This window comes from Pseudomonas sp. CG7 (assembly GCF_023701885.1).
In the GTDB taxonomy this organism is placed as follows: Bacteria; Pseudomonadota; Gammaproteobacteria; order Pseudomonadales; family Pseudomonadaceae; genus Aquipseudomonas; species Aquipseudomonas zanjanensis.
The window spans coordinates 1-17940 of the sequence record NZ_JABAEE010000009.1 but is presented as its reverse complement, the minus strand read 5'-3'; the positions used below and the strand labels follow the sequence as shown (position 1 = coordinate 17940).

The window sequence follows — 17940 nt, the reverse complement described above, 5'->3', positions numbered from 1 at the left end:
CTGCTCGCGAATGAATTCAGCAGCGCAGCAAAATCTGGCTCAGCCCCACTCATCCCGCATCCCCAGGCACGTATCATCCCGCGCCTCAAGAATCGCCAGCTCATGGTGACACCCCGGCACTTCCCAGGTCAGGAAGTAGCGCGCCGCTTGCAGCTTGCCTCTATAGAAGTCGCTGTCCGCCGCGTTGCCCTTGGCCAGGCCTTCCTCGGCACGAATCGCCTGTTCCAGCCAGCGCCAGCCAATCACCATGTGTCCAAACACCTTCAGGTACAGCGCCGAGTTGGCGAGGCTGCCGTTGACCTTGCCCTGGGCCAGGTCCGTCAGCAAACCGAGGGTGACGGTTTGCAGGCGCGCCACCAACGCTTCCAGCGGCTGGCGCAGCGGCGTCAGCGATGGGTGCGCCTGGGCCCGTTCGGTGGTGTCGGCTACCAGGCGAATCAACTGCTTGAGACCGGCACCGCCGTTCTGCGCCAGCTTGCGTCCCAGCAGGTCCAGGGATTGGATGCCGTGGGTGCCTTCATGGATCGGATTCAAGCGGTTGTCGCGGTAGTACTGCTCCACCGGGTATTCGCGGGTGTAGCCGTGGCCGCCGAGAATCTGGATCGCCAGTTCGTTGGCTTTCAGGCAGAACTCCGAGGGCCAGGATTTGACGATGGGGGTCAGCAGGTCGAGCAATTCATGGGCACGCCGTCGCTCGGCTTCGCTGTCCAGGGTGGTGGTGTCGTCGAACAGCCGGGCTGCATAAAGGCCCAGGTCAAACGAACCCTCGACGTAGGCCTTCTGGGTCAGCAGCATGCGTCGCACGTCGGCGTGCTGGATGATCGCCACCGGGGCGGTGGTCGGGTCCTTGCTGTCGGGCACGCGGCCCTGCGGGCGTTCTCGGGCATAGTCGAGGGAGTAGAGATAGCCGGCGTAACCCATCATCACCGCGCCCATGCCGACGCCGATCCGCGCCTCGTTCATCATCTGGAACATGTAGCTCAGGCCGTGGTGCGGTTTGCCGACGAGGTAACCAACACATTCGCCGTTGTCGCCGAAGTTCAGCGCCGTGGACGTGGTGCCGCGCCAGCCCATCTTGTGGAACAACCCGGCCAGCAGCACGTCGTTACGCGGGCCGAGGCTGCCGTCGTCGTTGACCAGGAACTTGGGCACGATAAACAACGAAATGCCTTTCACGCCCGGCGGTGCATCCGGCAATTTCGCCAGGACCATGTGCACGATGTTTTCCGACAGCGGATGATCGCCACCGGAGATGAAGAGCTTGTTGCCTTTGAGTCGATAGGTGCCGTCAGGCGCCGGCTCTGCGCGTGTGCGAATATCCGACAGCGAGGAACCGGCATGGGGCTCGGTCAGGGCCATGGTGCCGAAGAAGCGGCCGTCGATCATCGGTTGCAGGAAGCGTTGCTTCTGCTCGTCGCTGCCGAAGCTTTCGATCAGGTTCGCCGCGCCCATGGTCAGGAACGGGTAAGAGGTCGATGCGGCATTGGCCGACTGGAAGTGCGCAAAACACGCCTGGGACAGTAACGTAGGGAGTTGCATGCCGCCGGCCTCGAAGCTGCGTGCAGCGTTGAGGAAGCCGGCCTCAAGAAACGCATCCACCGCCGGCTTCACCTCGGGAATCAGGATCGCCTGGCCGTTCTCGTAGCGCGGTTCGTTTTCATCATGCTTGCGGTTGTGAGGCGCGAAAAATTTCTCGGCGATGCTGCGGGCCGTGCCGAGGGCTGCGGCGAAGGTTTCGCGAATGTGCTCGGCAAACCGCTCGCGCGGAGTCAGGCCCTCGGCATCGAGGACTTCGTACAGCTCGAAAGCCAGATTGCGGGAACTGAGCAACGTCTCGGACATGGCGGCCTACCTTTTTTTGGAATGGGCCGAGTCTAGGCGTGGGGATGGAGGCTGAACAGGATGATTGATTTGGGTGATGGAGGAGCGAGGGTGACGCTAATCAAAAAAGTGTGGGAGCGAGCTTGCTATTGCCAAGCACCTATTGCAGGTGCCTGGCTTACAGCATTTAGCCGATGGTCATCAGGCTGGCGTTGCCACCCGCCGCAGCGGTGTTGACGCTCAGCGCACGTTCGATAACCAAGCGTTCCAAGGCAATATTGGTTTCGCCCTGGGACAACCCGTGCACACCGACGATGGCGCCAGCGCGCTTGGCCACTTGCTGGCAAACACCGCGCAATTGATCCGAGTCGCCGTGATGCAGGACCGCGTCGAACAGCACATCGTCCTTGGTCCAGTCCGCCACTCGCTGGATGCGCGCCTGAATATCCTTCGGCAAACGTGCGAACACAGCCTTGCTGGTGTCGGTTTCCGGCCACACGGCCGAGCCGCCCACGGCCAGTACGGCCGCCAGTTGCGTCAGCAGGTCGCCTTCCACGTCGGCCAGGCACAGCACGTGCTCGCGCGGCAGGATGGCGTAGCTGTTGCGTTCACCGGTCGGGCCAGTCAACTGACGGGTAATACCGCTTTGCGACTGAGCCGCGAACTGCACGCACAGGGCGCTCAGTTCGGCGAGCTTCTGGCTGTCAGCCCAGGCTTGCAGCGCCGCCAGCGGTTTGCCCATGGCCTCGCGCAAACGCAGGTCCGGTGCCGCCAGCGCATCGCCACGGACGAAGGATTGCTGGATCGCATCGGTAGGACGCATCGACAGCAGGCGGTACAGATACAGCGGACCACCGGCCTTGGGGCCGGTGCCCGACAGGCCTTCGCCACCAAACGGCTGGACACCGACCACGGCGCCGACAATGTTGCGGTTCACGTACACGTTGCCCGCATGCACATTGTCGATGACCTTGGCGATGGTCTCGTCGATGCGGGTATGCACGCCCAGGGTCAGGCCATAGCCGGAAGCGTTGATCTGGTTGATCAACTGATCCAGCTCCTTGCGCTTGTAGCGCACCACGTGCAGCACCGGGCCGAAGATTTCACGCTGCAACTCGTCGAAGCTTTCCAGTTCGATCAAGGTCGGCATCACGAAGGTGCCGCGCTTGCACTCGTCACTGTCGGCGATTGCCATCTGGTACACGGCGCGACCCTTGTCGCGCATGGCCTGGATGTGTTTCTCGATGCCGGCCTTGGCTTCGGCGTCGATCACCGGGCCGATGTCCACGGACAGGCGCTCAGGATTGCCGAGGCGCGATTCGGCCATGGCACCCTTGAGCATTTCGATGACGCGGTCGGCGGAATCTTCCTGCAAGCACAGGACCCGCAGGGCCGAGCAACGCTGGCCAGCGCTGTCGAAGGCCGACGACACCACATCGATGACCACTTGTTCGGTCAACGCCGAGGAATCGACGATCATCGCGTTCTGGCCGCCGGTTTCGGCGATCAGCGGGATCGGCCGGCCCTGGTTGTCCAGGCGACCGGCGATGTTGCGTTGCAGCAGGCGGGCAACTTCGGTGGAACCGGTGAACATCACGCCCTTGACGCGCTCGGCACCCACCAGGCGGGGACCGACGGTTTCGCCGCGACCCGGCAGCAGTTGCAGGACGCCTTGCGGAATACCGGCTTCGCGCATCAGGCGCACCGCCTGGGCCGCCACCAGTGGCGTCTGTTCGGCGGGCTTGGCCAGAACCGGGTTGCCGGCGGCCAGAGCGGCAGCGACCTGGCCGCTGAAAATCGCCAGCGGGAAGTTCCACGGGCTGATGCAGACCACCGGGCCCAATGGGCGGTGGGCGTCGTTGGTGAAATCGTTGCGCGCCTGCACTGCGTAGTAGCGTAGGAAGTCCACGGCTTCACGTACTTCAGCAATTGCGTTGGCGAAGGTCTTGCCGGCTTCGCGGGCCAGCAGGCCCATCAGCGGCTGGATTTCGCCTTCCATCAGGTCGGCGGCGCGCGCGCGGATCGCAGCGCGCTCGGCCGGTGGCGTGGCCTGCCAGATCGGTGCGGCGTTGAGGGCGCACGGAATGGCGTTGTCGACGTCGGCAACCGTGGCTTCCTGCACATGGCCAACCACATCGCGGTGATCGGACGGGTTCAGCACCGCTGCCGGGCTTTCTTCGCTAGCGGCGCAACCGAGCATCGGCACGGCTTTCCAGTCGTTATGGGCGGTCGCCAGCAGGGCGCAAGACAGCGATGCCAGGCGATGTTCGTTGGCCAGGTCGATGCCGCTGGAGTTGGCGCGGTCGCTGCCGTACAGGTCGCGTGGCAGTGGGATGCGCGGGTGCGGCAGGCCGAAACCGCCTTCCAGGGTTGCCATCTGCTCGATGCTGGCCACTGGATCGGCGACCAGTTCCTGGATGGAAATCGACTGGTCGGCGATGCGGTTGACGAACGAAGTGTTCGCGCCGTTTTCCAGCAAGCGGCGTACGAGGTAGGCCAGCAGTGTTTCGTGGGTGCCGACCGGGGCGTACACACGGCACGGACGGTTCAGCTTGCCTTCGGAGACCTTGCCTACAACCTGTTCGTACAGCGGTTCACCCATGCCGTGCAGGCACTGGAATTCATACTGGCCCGGGTAATAGTTCTGACCGGCGATGTGGTAAATGGCCGCCAGGGTATGGGCGTTGTGCGTGGCGAACTGCGGGTAGATGACTTCCGGCACCGACAGCAGCTTGCGCGCGCAAGCGATGTAGGACACGTCGGTGTACACCTTGCGGGTATAGACCGGATAGCCTTCCAGGCCCTCGACCTGGGCGCGCTTGATCTCGCTGTCCCAGTACGCGCCTTTTACCAGGCGAATCATCAGGCGGTGGCGGCTGCGACGGGCCAGGTCGATGACGTAGTCGATCACGTACGGGCAGCGCTTCTGGTACGCCTGGATCACGAAGCCGATGCCGTTCCAGCCGGTCAGTTGCGGCTCGAAGCACAGGCGCTCCAGCAGGTCCAGGGACAGTTCGAGGCGGTCGGCTTCTTCGGCGTCGATGTTCAGGCCGATGTCGTATTGCTTGGCCAGCAGGGTCAGCGACAGCAGGCGCGGGTACAGCTCGTCCATGACGCGCTCGTACTGGGCGCGGCTGTAGCGCGGGTGCAGGGCCGAGAGCTTGATGGAAATGCCCGGGCCTTCATAAATCCCACGACCATGGGAGGCTTTGCCGATCGAGTGACTGGCTTGTTCGTACGAGGCCAGGTATTTCTGAGCGTCATGTTCGGTGAGCGCGGCTTCACCCAGCATGTCGTAGGAATAGCGGAAACCCTTGGATTCGAACTTGCTGGCGTTGGCCAGGGCTTCGGCGATGGTTTCGCCGGTGACGAATTGCTCGCCCATCAAGCGCATGGCCATGTCGACGCCCTTGCGGATCATCGGCTCGCCGCTCTTGCCGATGATGCGGCTCAGGGACGAAGTCAGGCCTGCTTCATTGTGGGTGGCGACCAGCTTGCCGGTCAGCAACAAGCCCCAGGTGGCGGCGTTGACGAACAGCGACGGGCTGTTGCCCAGGTGTGGGTGCCAGTTACCGGTGCTGATCTTGTCGCGGATCAGGGCATCGCGGGTACCTTTGTCCGGGATGCGCAGCAGCGCCTCGGCCAGGCACATCAGCGCCACGCCTTCCTGGGAAGACAGGGAAAATTCCTGCAGCAGGCCCTGAACGATACCGGCACGGCCGCCGGCACTCTTCTGGTTACGCAGTTTTTCAGCAATCGACGCCGCCAGCTTATTGGTGGCTTCGGCCATTTCGGCCGGCAGTCGGGCCTGCTCCATCAGCATCGGCACCACTTCCGGCTCCGGGCGGCGGTAAGCGGCGGTGATGGAGGCGCGCAGGACCGACTGCGGCAGGATGCTCTCGGCAAACTCGAGGAAGCATTGGTGAGCGTGGTCGACCTGTACATCGCCAGCGTCGTCGCTGTCGGCACGAGGGGAACCGTTCAGCTCGGTCAGGGTTGCACCACCCTCGAGTTTTTCCAGGTAATTGAAAATTGCCTGCTTGATCAGCCAGTGCGGCGTGCGATCAATCGAGGTTGCGGCCGCCTTGAGGCGTTCGCGGGTCGGGTCGTCGAGTTTGACCCCAAGGGTGGTGGTAGCCATATTTTTATCCTCATGTTTACCACGTGTGGCGTGGCATCAGCTGGCGGCAAGATTAGCTGCGCGCTGATTGAGGTGCAACCGGGTGCAACCCTTTTTTTCTCGAAATGACCGGCAGCTCATCTGGAAGTAAATACTGCCCCGCCATTCCTGCACCGCCTTAGTGCTTTGGCTTCTAGAGAAGGGCCGTTTACTGCACTAAAAGGGAGCAAAAAACAGCGATTTTGCAACAAAACCGATCAGGTGCAACTTATTCGAGCGAAACTGGTTGCACCTTATTTGATTTGTTGAATAGCATTCGCGGCCAAGGTGCAACCGGTTCCAAGCCGAGGGGCATCGGCTGATGGCTTTCCTGGGGAAACATCAGTCATAAATTCGCGGGACTGCAAATCGTTGCTACAACTTCAGCGTTGTCGACGCTTTCAACTGCCACCGCATCATAAAAACAAAGCCAGGGCGTAACTCATGAGTGTTAGTAATCCCACCTTGATCACTTTCGTGATCTACATCGCAGCCATGGTCCTGATCGGTCTGATGGCTTACCGCTCCACCAATAACCTTTCCGATTACATTCTGGGCGGTCGCAGCCTCGGCAGCGTGGTCACGGCGTTGTCCGCCGGTGCCTCCGACATGAGCGGCTGGCTGTTGATGGGTTTGCCGGGTGCCATCTACATGTCCGGCCTGTCGGAAAGCTGGATCGCCATCGGCCTGATCGTCGGTGCCTACCTGAACTGGTTGTTCGTAGCCGGCCGCCTGCGGGTGCAGACCGAGCACAACGGTGACGCCCTGACGCTGCCGGATTACTTCTCCAGCCGTTTCGAAGACACGAGCGGCCTGCTGCGGATCATCTCGGCGGTGGTGATCCTGGTGTTCTTCACCATCTACTGCGCTTCCGGCATCGTGGCCGGCGCCCGTCTGTTCGAAAGCACCTTCGGCATGTCCTACGAGACCGCGCTGTGGGCCGGTGCTGCCGCGACCATCGCCTACACCTTCGTCGGTGGTTTCCTGGCGGTGAGCTGGACCGACACCGTACAAGCCACCCTGATGCTCTTCGCGCTGATCCTCACGCCGATTATCGTACTGTTGGCCACCGGTGGCGTGGACACCACGTTCCTGGCGATCGAAGCGAAAGATCCTTCGTCCTTCGACATGCTGAAGAACACCACCTTCATCGGCATCATCTCGCTGATGGGCTGGGGCCTGGGTTACTTCGGCCAACCGCACATCCTGGCGCGCTTCATGGCTGCGGATTCGGTCAAGTCGATCGCCAATGCCCGTCGCATCTCCATGACCTGGATGATCCTGTGCCTGGGCGGCACCGTGGCGGTCGGCTTCTTCGGTATCGCCTACTTCTCGGCGCACCCTGAAGTGGCCGGTCCCGTGACCGAAAACCCTGAGCGCGTGTTCATCGAGCTGGCGAAGTTGCTGTTCAACCCTTGGGTTGCCGGCGTGTTGCTGTCGGCGATTCTGGCGGCGGTGATGAGTACCCTGAGCTGCCAGTTGCTGGTGTGCTCCAGTGCCCTGACCGAAGACTTCTACAAGACCTTCCTGCGCAAGAGCGCTTCCCAGCTGGAACTGGTCTGGGTCGGTCGCGCCATGGTGCTGCTGGTGGCCTTGGTTGCCATTGCCCTGGCCGCCAACCCGGAAAACCGTGTACTGGGCCTGGTGAGCTACGCCTGGGCCGGCTTCGGTGCCGCCTTCGGTCCGGTGGTCCTCATCTCCGTGATCTGGAAGAACATGACTCGCAACGGCGCCCTGGCCGGTATCCTGGTCGGCGCGATCACCGTCGTTGTCTGGAAGCATTTCGAGCTGCTGGGTCTGTACGAAATCATCCCAGGCTTCATCTTCGCCAGCCTGGCTATCTATTTCGTCAGCAAGATGGGCGCGCCTACCACCGGTATGGTGCAGCGCTTCGAAGCAGCCGAGAAAGATTTCCGCCTGAACCAGTAAGACTTTCTGCGCGGCCTTGAGCCCGCAGGTGATCCAATGTGGCGAGGGAGCTTGCTCCCGCTTGAGTGCGAAGCGCTCACAAAAAGGGACTGCTACGCAGTCCAGCGGGAGCAAGCTCCCTCGCCACGGATATCACTTCATCTCGGCATCAGGCTGGTTGAGAAAGATCAACACGCCCAGGATCGCCATGTAGAACCTGAACGCAGCGTCCTGGCCATTCCAGATTTCTGATTGCCACATCAGGAACCATTCGCCGCCGACCACCATGAAACCAAAGAACCAGACGAAGAAACCGACCGTCAAGCCGGCCACGGCCCATCGTTTGGCGCGGGCAAATACCTCGGCCTCGGCCCGGCGTGCCTGCCACAGTTTCACTGCGCCGTAGCCCAGCAGCCCCGCCGTCAATGCCTCGCCGAAGATGATCAGCCAATAGGCGCCGTGCCACATCCACGGTTTATCGAGGGCGCGATACCGGGCGGCATTGTCGGGGAAGGTGGTGTCCATGCTCAGTACATGCTGGACGAAATTGAAATTGGAGCGGTAGTCCGTGAGGTTGTTGAACACCGTCAGGAAGGCGAATGCAGCGAGTGCCAGGGTCATTGCGATTTTTGCGTAGCGTGTCGTCATGTCCTGCGTCCTTTGCTTTTTTGCGACCGGCGCACGTTATCACGCCCACTGTTGGCCAGAGATCGAGCACGTTGCAAGAAACTGCTGATTCGTTTGTAGGACGGTAGCGGTTGGTCGTGATGCTTCGAATGTCTATCGGAAAATGCATCACGCTTAGCAGCTTTTAGCTTCTTGGATGTAGGGCAAATCTGTTTTTTTGCGCCTCCAATACACGTCCCTGGTGCTCGTGCAGAATCATCCGCCTCCATTCAGCAGAGGCACATAGGATGTTCCCGCCGCGATTCACGCTGACGCTCGACAACCCGCCGAGCGCGCTCAAGGTGCTCGAATTCAAGGGTACGGAAGCCATCAGCCAGCCCTATCGCTTTGACCTGGAACTGGTCAGCGAACGGTCCGACCTGGCACTGGAAGAGCTTCTGCACCGTCAGGCATTCCTGGGGTTCGACGACCGGGACGGTGGCATACACGGTCAGCTCTATAGCGTCGCCCAAGGCGACTCGGGCAAGCGCCTGACTCGCTACCAAGTCACCTTGGTGCCGCGCCTGGCCTACTTGCGCCATCGTATCAACCAGCGGATCTTCCAGCACTTGAGCGTGCCCGCTATCGTCGCCCAGGTCTTGAAGGATCACGGGATCCTGGCGGGTGCCTACGAATTCACCCTCGCAGGGCAATACCCCGAGCGTGAATACTGTGTGCAGTACGGTGAAAGCGACCTGGCGTTCATTGAGCGGATCTGCGCTGAAGTCGGTATCCACTACCATTTTCGCCACCGCCCTGACGGTCATCTGCTGGTGTTCGGTGATGACCAGACCGTGTTTCCTTGCCTGCCCGAATCGACGCTGTACCTTCCCGACAGCGGCATGGCTGCCGACGCGCCGGCCATCAAGCGCTTGGCGGTGCGAATCCAGACCCATACCACGGCCGTGACGTTGCGCGACTACGACTTCCGCAAGCCTGGCGTGACATTGCAAGCCGAGCTCTACAATCGGCAACGTCCTGTCCTTGAGGACTATCGCTACCCCGGTGGGTTCTGCGACCGTGACGATGGCAAGCACCTGACCCGACGCGCCCTTGAGCGTCACGGCGCCGATTATCGCGTGGCACAGGGCGACAGCGATGACAGCGCCTTCGTCAGTGGGCATTTCATGCGCATCAAGGACCATCCCCGGGAACAGTGGAACGATCTGTGGCTCCTGACCCAGATCAACCATCATGGCCGTCAACCCCAGGTGCTGGAAGAAACAGTCTCCTCCAGTCCGGATGAATTCCATGGTTATAGAAATACCTTCCTCGCCACGCCATGGGACGTGTGCTTTCGGCCGTCCTTGCAGCACGAAAAGCCCCATGCCCACGGCTATCAATCAGCGGTGGTGACCGGGCCGCAGGGCAGCGAGATCCATTGCGATGAATTCGGGCGGGTCAAGGTGCAACTGGTCTGGGATCGTCACGGCCAGCGCGATGAGCATTCCAGTTGCTGGCTGCGAGTGGCCGCGGGTTGGGCCCATGATCGCTACGGTGCGGTGATGATTCCCCGGGTCGGCATGGAAGTGCTGGTGGGGTTCATCGATGGCGACGTGGACAAGCCGTTGGTGGTCGGTTGCCTGCCCAATGGCGCCAACCCGGTGCCGCTGGAACTGCCGGCGGACAAGACCCGCAGTATCTGGCGCAGCCAGAGCAGCCCTGGTGGCGAAGGCTATAACGAACTGCGCATCGAGGACCGCAAGGGGGCCGAGGAGATCTACCTGCGGGCCCAGCGAAACTGGACCCAGCATGTGTTGCACGACCAGCACGTGCAGGTCGATCACGAGCGTAGCATCGTTGTCACCGGCACGGCGCGGCACGAGCTCAAGGCCGATGAGCAGCGCGTCACCCACGGTAGGCGCCACGCTGAAGTCCGCCAGGACGATCACTTGGTGGTGAGTGGCGAGCGGCATATTCGTGTGACCAGCCAGGTCTTGAATGCCGGTCAGCAGTTGCATGTCAGCGCCGGCCAGCAAGTGGTTTTGGACGGTGGCGCGAGTGTGACCCTCCAGGCTGGCGGCCATTGGATCAACATCGGTGCCGGTGGGATTTTCAGCAGTGTGCCGATCGAGGTCGGTGGGGCGCCGATGGCGGTGATGGACGCGGCAGCGGGTTCGCCGGGCGGCGCCGGGAAACCGGTCCCAGCGGCGGCGCCTCGGCTTTCCGTGGCGCAAGTCCTCAGTTTCCAAGGCTCGGCGCCATTCTGTGAGGAATGTGAACGTTGTAGAAACGGCGTCTGCGCAGTGCCGCCGGTTATTCATAAACCTGTCAATGGCCGGAGGCGTGCATGAACGGCGACCCATCTCCCCGAGCATGGCTTGAGCACCATCCGTTGCAGGCGTCCGAGCAACTGTTCGCCATTTTCAGCAACGCCAGCAGCGCCGGGGCGTTATCGGCCTGGCGGCGCTCGATGGCCACGACGCCCACGCCGATCTGGGCCGACACGCCGTACGCCGGGTGGGAAGCGGTCATGCCTTATGTGGGGCTTGTTCGCGCAGACAGTGAGTTCCTTGATTGGATAGCAGCCACCGACTCACTCGATTGGGGGTGGCTGGCGGTGTCGCGTGCCGGCCAAGAAGACCTTGCCGAGCATCTACGTGGGCTCACCCAGGTGTTGCTGCCGGGTGGCAAGGCGGTTTTCCTGCGCTTTTGGGATGGGCGCTTCATGGGGCCGATCCTGCATTCGACGGCGGTGGACGCCGGGCAGCTCTTGCCGGTGATCAATCGTTGCTTGATCAACGGTCAGTCCCTTGAGTTCGTGGGAGATGTCCAGCGGCCGGCCCGGATTTTTCCTTGGTGGGAAGTACCGGTGGCGCTGCTGGAGACCATGGCCGAGGGGCCGATGGATTGCCTGGTGGATAACTTGCTTACATGGCTGGGCGAAGAGCATCCGTCTCTGTGTGAGCGGGTCGACCAGCGCATCCTGCGGTGCAAGATTGCCCACTTTCTTGAGCGATCGAAGCCGCTTGCCGCGCCCAAGGCGCCCTTGCAGGCGTACTTGCTGCGCGAGCTTGCTGATCGTGGCGTGTCCGCCGGGCTGCCAACCCCTGACGTTCGACGCGCTTCAAGGTAAACTCGTCGCCCTTCGCAGGAGCCGCCATGAACTATCGCCACGCCTTCCACGCCGGCAATCACGCCGACGTGTTCAAACACCTGACCTTGACCCGCCTCATCGCGCTGATGTCGCGCAAGGAACAGCCCTTCGCCTACCTCGATACCCACGCGGGCATCGGGCTGTATGACTTGCAGGGCGACCAGGCCAATCGTACCGGTGAGTACTTGGAAGGCATCGCGCGGTTGTGGGGCGAGGGCGACCTGCCGCCGTTGACTGCCGACTACATGCAAGTGCTGCACGAGATGAACCCGGACGGGCAATTGCGCTACTACCCGGGCTCGCCGGAACTGGCGCGGCGCCTGACCCGTCCGCAGGACCGTGTGCTGCTTAATGAGAAACACCCGGAAGACGGCGTGTTGCTCAAGGACAACATGAAAGGCGACCGTCGCGTGGCGGTGCACCTGGGTGAAGGCTGGCATGTGCCGCGGGCGTTGCTGCCGGTGGCGGAAAAACGTGCGCTGATGCTGATCGATCCGCCCTTCGAACAGCTTGACGAAATGCAGCGCTGTGCCGCCTCGCTCAAGGAGGCGATTGGCCGGATGCGCCAGACGGTGGCGGCCATCTGGTACCCGGTGAAGGACCAGCGGATGTTACGCCGCTTCTACCAGGACCTGGCTGGCACGGGCGCGCCGAAGCTGTTGCGGGTGGAACTGTTGGTGCACCCGCTGGCGACGCCCAACAGCCTGAACGGTTCCGGCCTGGCGATTGCCAACCCGCCGTGGGGACTGGAAGAAGAGTTGCGTGAGCTGCTGCCGTGGCTGTCGAAAAAGCTCGGGCAGACCCAAGGTGGGTGGCAGATGGATTGGTTGATCGCTGAGAGCTGATGGTTTGATGGTGTCTGGAAGGGCGCCATCGCGAGCAAGCTCGCTCCCACACACGGGTTCTGAGGTGTGCCCAGTATTTCTGTTCGCCCCGAACCCTGTGGGAGCGAGCTTGCTCGCGATGGCGGCGGCACATTCAGCATTACCGCTCCAGACCCACCGCTATCGCGAGCAGGCTCGCTCCCACATTGGCCCTGGTGTGCATGCAACCTTTGGGTATGCCGCTGGACCTGTGGGAGCGAGCCTGCTCGCGAAGCTTGTAGTCAGATCGGGCAGGTCACGCCGGTGCCGCCGATCCCGCAATAGCCTTCAGGGTTCTTCGCCAGGTACTGCTGGTGATAGGCCTCGGCGAAGTAGAACGTCGGCGCTTCTTCGATTTCGGTGGTGATGGTGCCTTTGCCGGCCTTGGTCAGCTCAGCCTGGAAGACTTGCTCGCTGTGTCTGGCCGCTGCCAGTTGAGCCGGGTTCGTGGCATAGATCACCGAACGGTACTGGGTGCCGATGTCGTTCCCCTGGCGCATGCCCTGGGTCGGGTTGTGCAGTTCCCAGAACATCTTCAGCAGCTCTTCGTAGCTGACTTTCGCTGGCTCGTAGACCACCAGGACCACTTCGCTGTGGCCGGTAAGGCCCGAGCAGACCTCTTCATACGTCGGGTTCGGCGTGAAACCGCCGGCGTAACCCACCGCGGTACTGACCACGCCTTCACGCTGCCAGAACTTGCGCTCTGCGCCCCAGAAGCAACCGAGGCCGAAGATCGCGAAGTCCACGTCCATGGCAAACGGGCCCAGCAGGGGCGCGTCGTGGACGAAGTGTTTTTCCGGCACGGTCATCGGGGTTTCACGGCCAGGCAGAGCTTGATCAGGAGTAGGAAGCACGTTTTTATTCACCAGGATTTCCGAGCGCAAGACCATGATCAGTCCTCTCAGTCAGATGGAGTTGAGCGAAATAGACCGTCAGTGTGCCTCAGAAAAGCCGCCGCAAGCTATACGCAGCTGTCAGACCAGAGGCCCGCGCGGGTAGCGCTTGAGCTTTTCGATCAGCTCCGCGCCAGGGATTGGCCGGTCGAACAGGTAGCCCTGGCCGACGTCGCAACGATGACGCCGCAGGAACTTCAGTTGCTGGGCGGTTTCGATGCCTTCGGCCACGACCTTGAGTTTCAGGTTGTGGGCCATGGCGATCACCGCCGAGGTGATTTCCATGTCGTCCTGGTTGTCGGGGATCTCATGGATGAAGCTGCGATCGATCTTGATGATGTCGATCGGGAATTTCTTCAGGTAGCTGAGGGACGAATAACCGGTGCCGAAGTCGTCCATGGCCAGGGTCAGGCCCAGGCGCTTGAGCTGGTCGAGCTGCAAGTGGGTGTCTTCGGTGGCTTCCAGCAGCAGGCCTTCGGTCAGCTCCAGTTCCAGCAGCCGAGCCGGCAGTTGATCCTCCTTGAGGATGCTGGCGATGGAGGCGACCAGGTCCGGGTCGGAGAACTGCTTGGGTGACAAGTTGATCGCCACTTGCAGATTACCCAGGCCGGCGGCGGTCAGCTGTTTGCTCATCCGGCAGGCCTGGCGGGCGAGCCATTTGCCAATGGGGATGATCAGGCCGGTTTCTTCGGCCACGCTGATGAACTGGTCCGGGCGGATCATGCCCTTTTCCGGATGGTTCCAGCGCAGCAGCGCTTCCATGCCCAGCAGGCGGCCGCTGCGCAGGCACAGCTTGGGCTGGTAGAACACGTCCAGTTCGTTCTGGGGCAAGGCGCGTCGCAGGTTGTTTTCCACGAACAGCTTGTAGCTGGCCTCGGCATTCAGTGCTTCGGTGAACACTTGGACCTGGTGCTTGCCGTTGGCCTTGGCCTTGTGCAGGGCGAGGCCGGCGTTGCGCATCAGCGTCTGCGGGTCGCGACCGTGCAGCGGCGCGCAGGCGAGGCCCACGGAGCCGGTCACGCTGATCAACTGGTTGTCGACGAACATCGGTTTGTCGAGGGTCATCAGCAACTGGCTGGCGATCTGCTGCCCGGCCTCCAGATCGGTGTCGTCCAGCAGCACCGCGAATTCGTTACTGGCGAAGCGCGCCAGGCTGCCACTGGGGCTCAAGCTGTTGCGCAGGCGCCGGGCCAGGCTGATCAACAGTTTGTCGCCGGTCTGGTGGCCGAGACTGTCGTTGATGCGCTTGAAGTTGTCGATGTCCACCAGCAGCAGGCTGATGGGCGAGTCACTGTCCCGGGCGAAGCGTTCATCGAGGTTGCGGATGAACGCTGGGCGGTTGCCCAGGTTGGTCAGGTTGTCGGTGTAGGCCAGGCGCTCGATGCGCTGCTGGGCCAGCTTGGTCTGGGTGATGTCTTCGTAGATGCCGATATAGTGGGTCAACTCGCGGTTGTCGCCGTAGACCTTGGAAATCGACAACTGGCCCCAGTAGGGTTCCAGGTTCTTGCGACGGCTCTTGAACTCGCCCTGCCAGCTATTGCTCTGGGCCAGCGCCGAGGGCGCATCGAACAGCAGTTCGCTGAGGTTTTCCAGGGCCGGCAGTTCCGAGAGGCGCTGGCCGTGGACTTCCTCGGTGGTGTACTGGGTGATCGCGGTGAAGCTTGGGTTGACGTACTCCACCACGCCGTCGCAATTGACCAGCAGGAACGCGTTGGCGCTCTGCTCCACGGCCCGCTGGAACAGGTGCAGGGCGCTGGTGGCGGTGCGTCGGTTGTGGTTGTTGATGACTTGGGCGAACTGGTCCGCCAGCTCGCCGGCAAAGGCGATCTCATCCGACTGCCAGGCGCGGGTGGCGCCCACTTGTTCCAGGCACAGCACGCCCACCACTTGGCCGTCGATACGCACGCTGGCGTCGAGAATGTCGTTGACGTCGCGAGCGCGCAGGTTCCCGGCCATTTCCCGGGTACGCGGGTCGCGCATCGCATTGTGGGCGTCGATGGCGCGGCAGGTCTGCAGCGCCTCCATGTAGTCGGGAAACTCGTTGGCGGCGATCACCGCTGGCAGGAAATATTCCTGGGACGCGCGGTTATAGGCGGAAATCGGCACCAGCTTGCCATCGTCGAGGTTCCAGATACTGGCGCAATCGATCTGGTAGATGTCGCAGGCGCTGCGGGTGATGAGTTCGGCCGCTTCGAGCAGGGAATTGTTGGCGCTGTAGCGTTGGCGGGTCAGTAGCAGGATCAGGTCCTGTTGGGCACGTACGCGGTCCAGATGCTGGAGCTGCTCTTGCTGGGCGCGCTGGTTCAGTTCCAGGGCGATCTGCAGGCGCGAGTTCTGGGTTTCCAGGTCCAGGGCCGGCATGGAGGGTTCGCTTTGCAGCAAATCGTCCACCACCAGCAGGTAGCCGCGCAGCAGATGGCGATTGTGCTGTTTATAGGCTTCGCCCGTCTCCAGCACATTCATCGGCCCCTTGGCGGTGTGGAGCGTGTAGCGAATCTGGTAATGCGCGGCCTGGGCCAGTTGCTGCTGGATGGCGTCATGCAGTTGATAGCGCGCTTCGGGTTCCATCAGGCTGGCATAGGGCGAACTGACCAGCGAGCACAGCTCTACCGCCGGCAGGCCAAAGTGTCGCTCGCAATTGGGATCGAGGAACAACAGCGCCCAGCTAGCTTCATTCAGCCGTTCGAAACGCAGCATACCGAGCCGCGCGGGCACCGGTAACTGCGTCACTACCTCGGCCGCCATACGGCTGGCGGCATCGGGTTGGCTTTTCATGGGGAAACTCGCTTCGAAAATGCTGATCGCGCCGGGCTGACGCCCTCGTTATTACGGATTGGCGCAAGGTTGCATCATTGCGGCACTGGCTGACAAGAGAGATGAAGGCCAAGTGCTATAAACCTTATATCGGCCGACAATGGGATTTCTCCAGTCGCCAGCCGATCAGAGGGCATGGAGGTTCATCGCAGCGGGATATCGACCGTCTGCAAGGGCCTGCCGTCACGGTCGTGGAAGGTGACTTGGAGGCTCTGCGCCGTGACCTGCAGGCGGGCGAAGTTGTCCTGGCTCACCACTTCGCTGGTCAGTTCATAGCGGTACTCACCGCTGTCCGTGCGGGCCATGGGCCGGTGGAAAATAAAATCCGCGGCTTTTGCAAAAGGCAGCAGTTTGCTGTTGTAGAACGGCGAGGAAACGACGGTGTTGACCTCGAAATCAGGATCCTCGCTGTGCCGCAGCCGGCTGGTCATGGAACCGTGGACGTCACCCGAAATGAACACTACGTTTTTGATCCGCTGACGGCGGATGCTGTCCAGCAGTCGCAGCCGTTGTGCCGGAAACGCCTGCCAGGCATCGCCGTCATTGCGCTTGCTGTCTGGGAAAAACATCACACTGGTGACGACGAGCTTGACCCGGGCGGGGCTGTTGACGAGCCATTCAAGCAGGGCCTGTTCCTGTTCATGGTCGAGGATGCGCCGGTCGTCCGCCGACAGGTTGCGTTGCGTCCGGCTGTCGGTAACGAACCAATGGATATCCCCGTGGGCAAAGGTGTACCAGTAGCGGGTCAACGCCTTGTTCAATGTTCCGTCGCCCGACAGTTCATGGACGGGCCCGTGGCTGGCCTGGTAAAGCCGATAAGCGCTCATGGCATTGGCATACAGGAGGTCGTCCTGGGCGGTTCTCCTGGCGGGCCAGTTGTCTTCGATTTCATGGTCGTCGAGGATCATGTAGGTCGGGGTGCCAGCCATCAGCTTGCTGATCTGCGGCTGCGCAAATACCGTTCGGTATCTGAAGAGGATGTTTTTATAGGCTCGGTCCGGGCCGATGACATTCAAGTCATCGAGGTAAACCTGGTCGCCGGTCATCAATACCGCGCTGATCGGCGGGTCGGCTTGTTCGACGACGCGATTGATGCCGGCGAAGGTGCGATCCCCAAGGGCGGGTAGCAGCGGGGTGTTGGCGACGATCCGCAAGTAGCGACACGAGCCCACGATATAAGCCCGCGGCGCATCGGTTTTATCGGTCGGCGTGCGCAAGCAATAGGTGTTCCTGGGCCATTGCAAGGGCAGCTCCTGGATAGTTTCCACGGTATGGGTCGGGCTCAGGGGGCTGAACCAGCCGGCCTGGTATTCGTAGGCGGTGTCGGGTTGAAGGCCTTTCAACACGATGACATCGGACATGTCGCGGTAGGCCTTCAGTTGGACAAATTGCCCCATCGACCAGCTTGTATCCCCTCGGCGTCGGTGGCGGATGCCGGCAAATACCTGGCTGTTGCCATGATCGCCGCGCAGGAATATCCGGGCATGGTCCGTGGTCGTGTGCCCGACAATCGGGCCGACGGTAGGATTGAACATATTCGAATCCATTCGAAGTTTTAGTGGGGCGCCCATCAAGGTGCCTTGGCGGTTCGATGCTAAAGCTCGGCGGGCGATAAATATCGATAGGGAAGGGGGCGCGGCGCTGTGTCTTATACACATCGGCCGCTGCCGCCGAAGAGGCAACTGAAGAACGAGGGGGTCGCCGTATCAGTAAAAAACA

10 protein-coding genes are annotated in these 17940 nt (G+C 61.7%); 4 read left to right on the top strand and 6 right to left on the bottom strand.

What is annotated here, in order from left to right; translation table 11 throughout:
- Nucleotides 1–39 precede the first annotated feature (39 nt).
- Complete coding sequence (locus HGO40_RS05770) at nucleotides 40–1842, bottom strand: acyl-CoA dehydrogenase (RefSeq protein ID WP_250962251.1); 1803 nt, start codon at nucleotides 1840–1842, stop codon at nucleotides 40–42.
- A 166-nt stretch (nucleotides 1843–2008) separates the two neighbouring features.
- On the bottom strand, nucleotides 2009–5962 hold the full coding sequence (putA, locus tag HGO40_RS05765) for a trifunctional transcriptional regulator/proline dehydrogenase/L-glutamate gamma-semialdehyde dehydrogenase (protein WP_250962250.1): 3954 nt from the start codon (nucleotides 5960–5962) through the stop codon (nucleotides 2009–2011).
- A gap of 462 nt (nucleotides 5963–6424) precedes the next feature.
- Between putA and putP the strand changes: the two genes are divergently transcribed.
- Entirely contained in the window at nucleotides 6425–7909 is a 1485-nt protein-coding gene (gene putP, locus HGO40_RS05760) for a sodium/proline symporter PutP (RefSeq protein ID WP_250962249.1), read from the top strand.
- 132 nt (nucleotides 7910–8041) lie between these two features.
- Here putP and HGO40_RS05755 read toward each other — a convergent pair whose 3' ends face one another.
- A complete protein-coding gene (locus HGO40_RS05755) occupies nucleotides 8042–8536 on the bottom strand; it encodes a DUF2165 family protein (protein ID WP_250962248.1) in 495 nt (164 codons plus the stop codon).
- 266 nt (nucleotides 8537–8802) lie between these two features.
- Between HGO40_RS05755 and HGO40_RS05750 the strand changes: the two genes are divergently transcribed.
- From HGO40_RS05750 to HGO40_RS05740, 3 genes are read left to right on the top strand one after another with little or no spacing between them, the layout of a single operon-like run.
- Nucleotides 8803–10848 carry a type VI secretion system Vgr family protein gene (locus HGO40_RS05750; protein ID WP_250962247.1) on the top strand — a complete coding sequence of 682 codons (2046 nt, stop codon included), beginning with the start codon at nucleotides 8803–8805 and terminating at the stop codon, nucleotides 10846–10848.
- A complete protein-coding gene (locus HGO40_RS05745; protein ID WP_250962246.1) occupies nucleotides 10845–11630 on the top strand; it encodes a DUF4123 domain-containing protein in 786 nt (261 codons plus the stop codon). Before HGO40_RS05750 ends, HGO40_RS05745 begins: the two co-directional genes overlap by 4 nt.
- Nucleotides 11631–11656: 26 nt before the next feature.
- On the top strand, nucleotides 11657–12496 hold the full coding sequence (locus HGO40_RS05740; protein ID WP_250962245.1) for a 23S rRNA (adenine(2030)-N(6))-methyltransferase RlmJ: 840 nt from the start codon (nucleotides 11657–11659) through the stop codon (nucleotides 12494–12496).
- Between the two features lie 260 nt (nucleotides 12497–12756).
- On the opposite strand, the gene msrA is transcribed toward HGO40_RS05740, so the two are convergent.
- The 3 genes from msrA to HGO40_RS05725 all read right to left on the bottom strand — a co-directional run bounded on the left by msrA (nucleotide 12757) and on the right by HGO40_RS05725 (nucleotide 17756).
- Nucleotides 12757–13404, bottom strand: coding sequence for a peptide-methionine (S)-S-oxide reductase MsrA (msrA, locus tag HGO40_RS05735; RefSeq protein ID WP_186706022.1), 648 nt, complete (start codon nucleotides 13402–13404; stop codon nucleotides 12757–12759).
- 84 nt (nucleotides 13405–13488) lie between these two features.
- Complete coding sequence (locus HGO40_RS05730) at nucleotides 13489–16182, bottom strand: putative bifunctional diguanylate cyclase/phosphodiesterase (RefSeq protein ID WP_250962244.1); 2694 nt, start codon at nucleotides 16180–16182, stop codon at nucleotides 13489–13491.
- A 182-nt stretch (nucleotides 16183–16364) separates the two neighbouring features.
- Entirely contained in the window at nucleotides 16365–17756 is a 1392-nt protein-coding gene (locus tag HGO40_RS05725) for an alkaline phosphatase D family protein (protein WP_250962243.1), read from the bottom strand.
- Nucleotides 17757–17940: the final 184 nt, after the last annotated feature.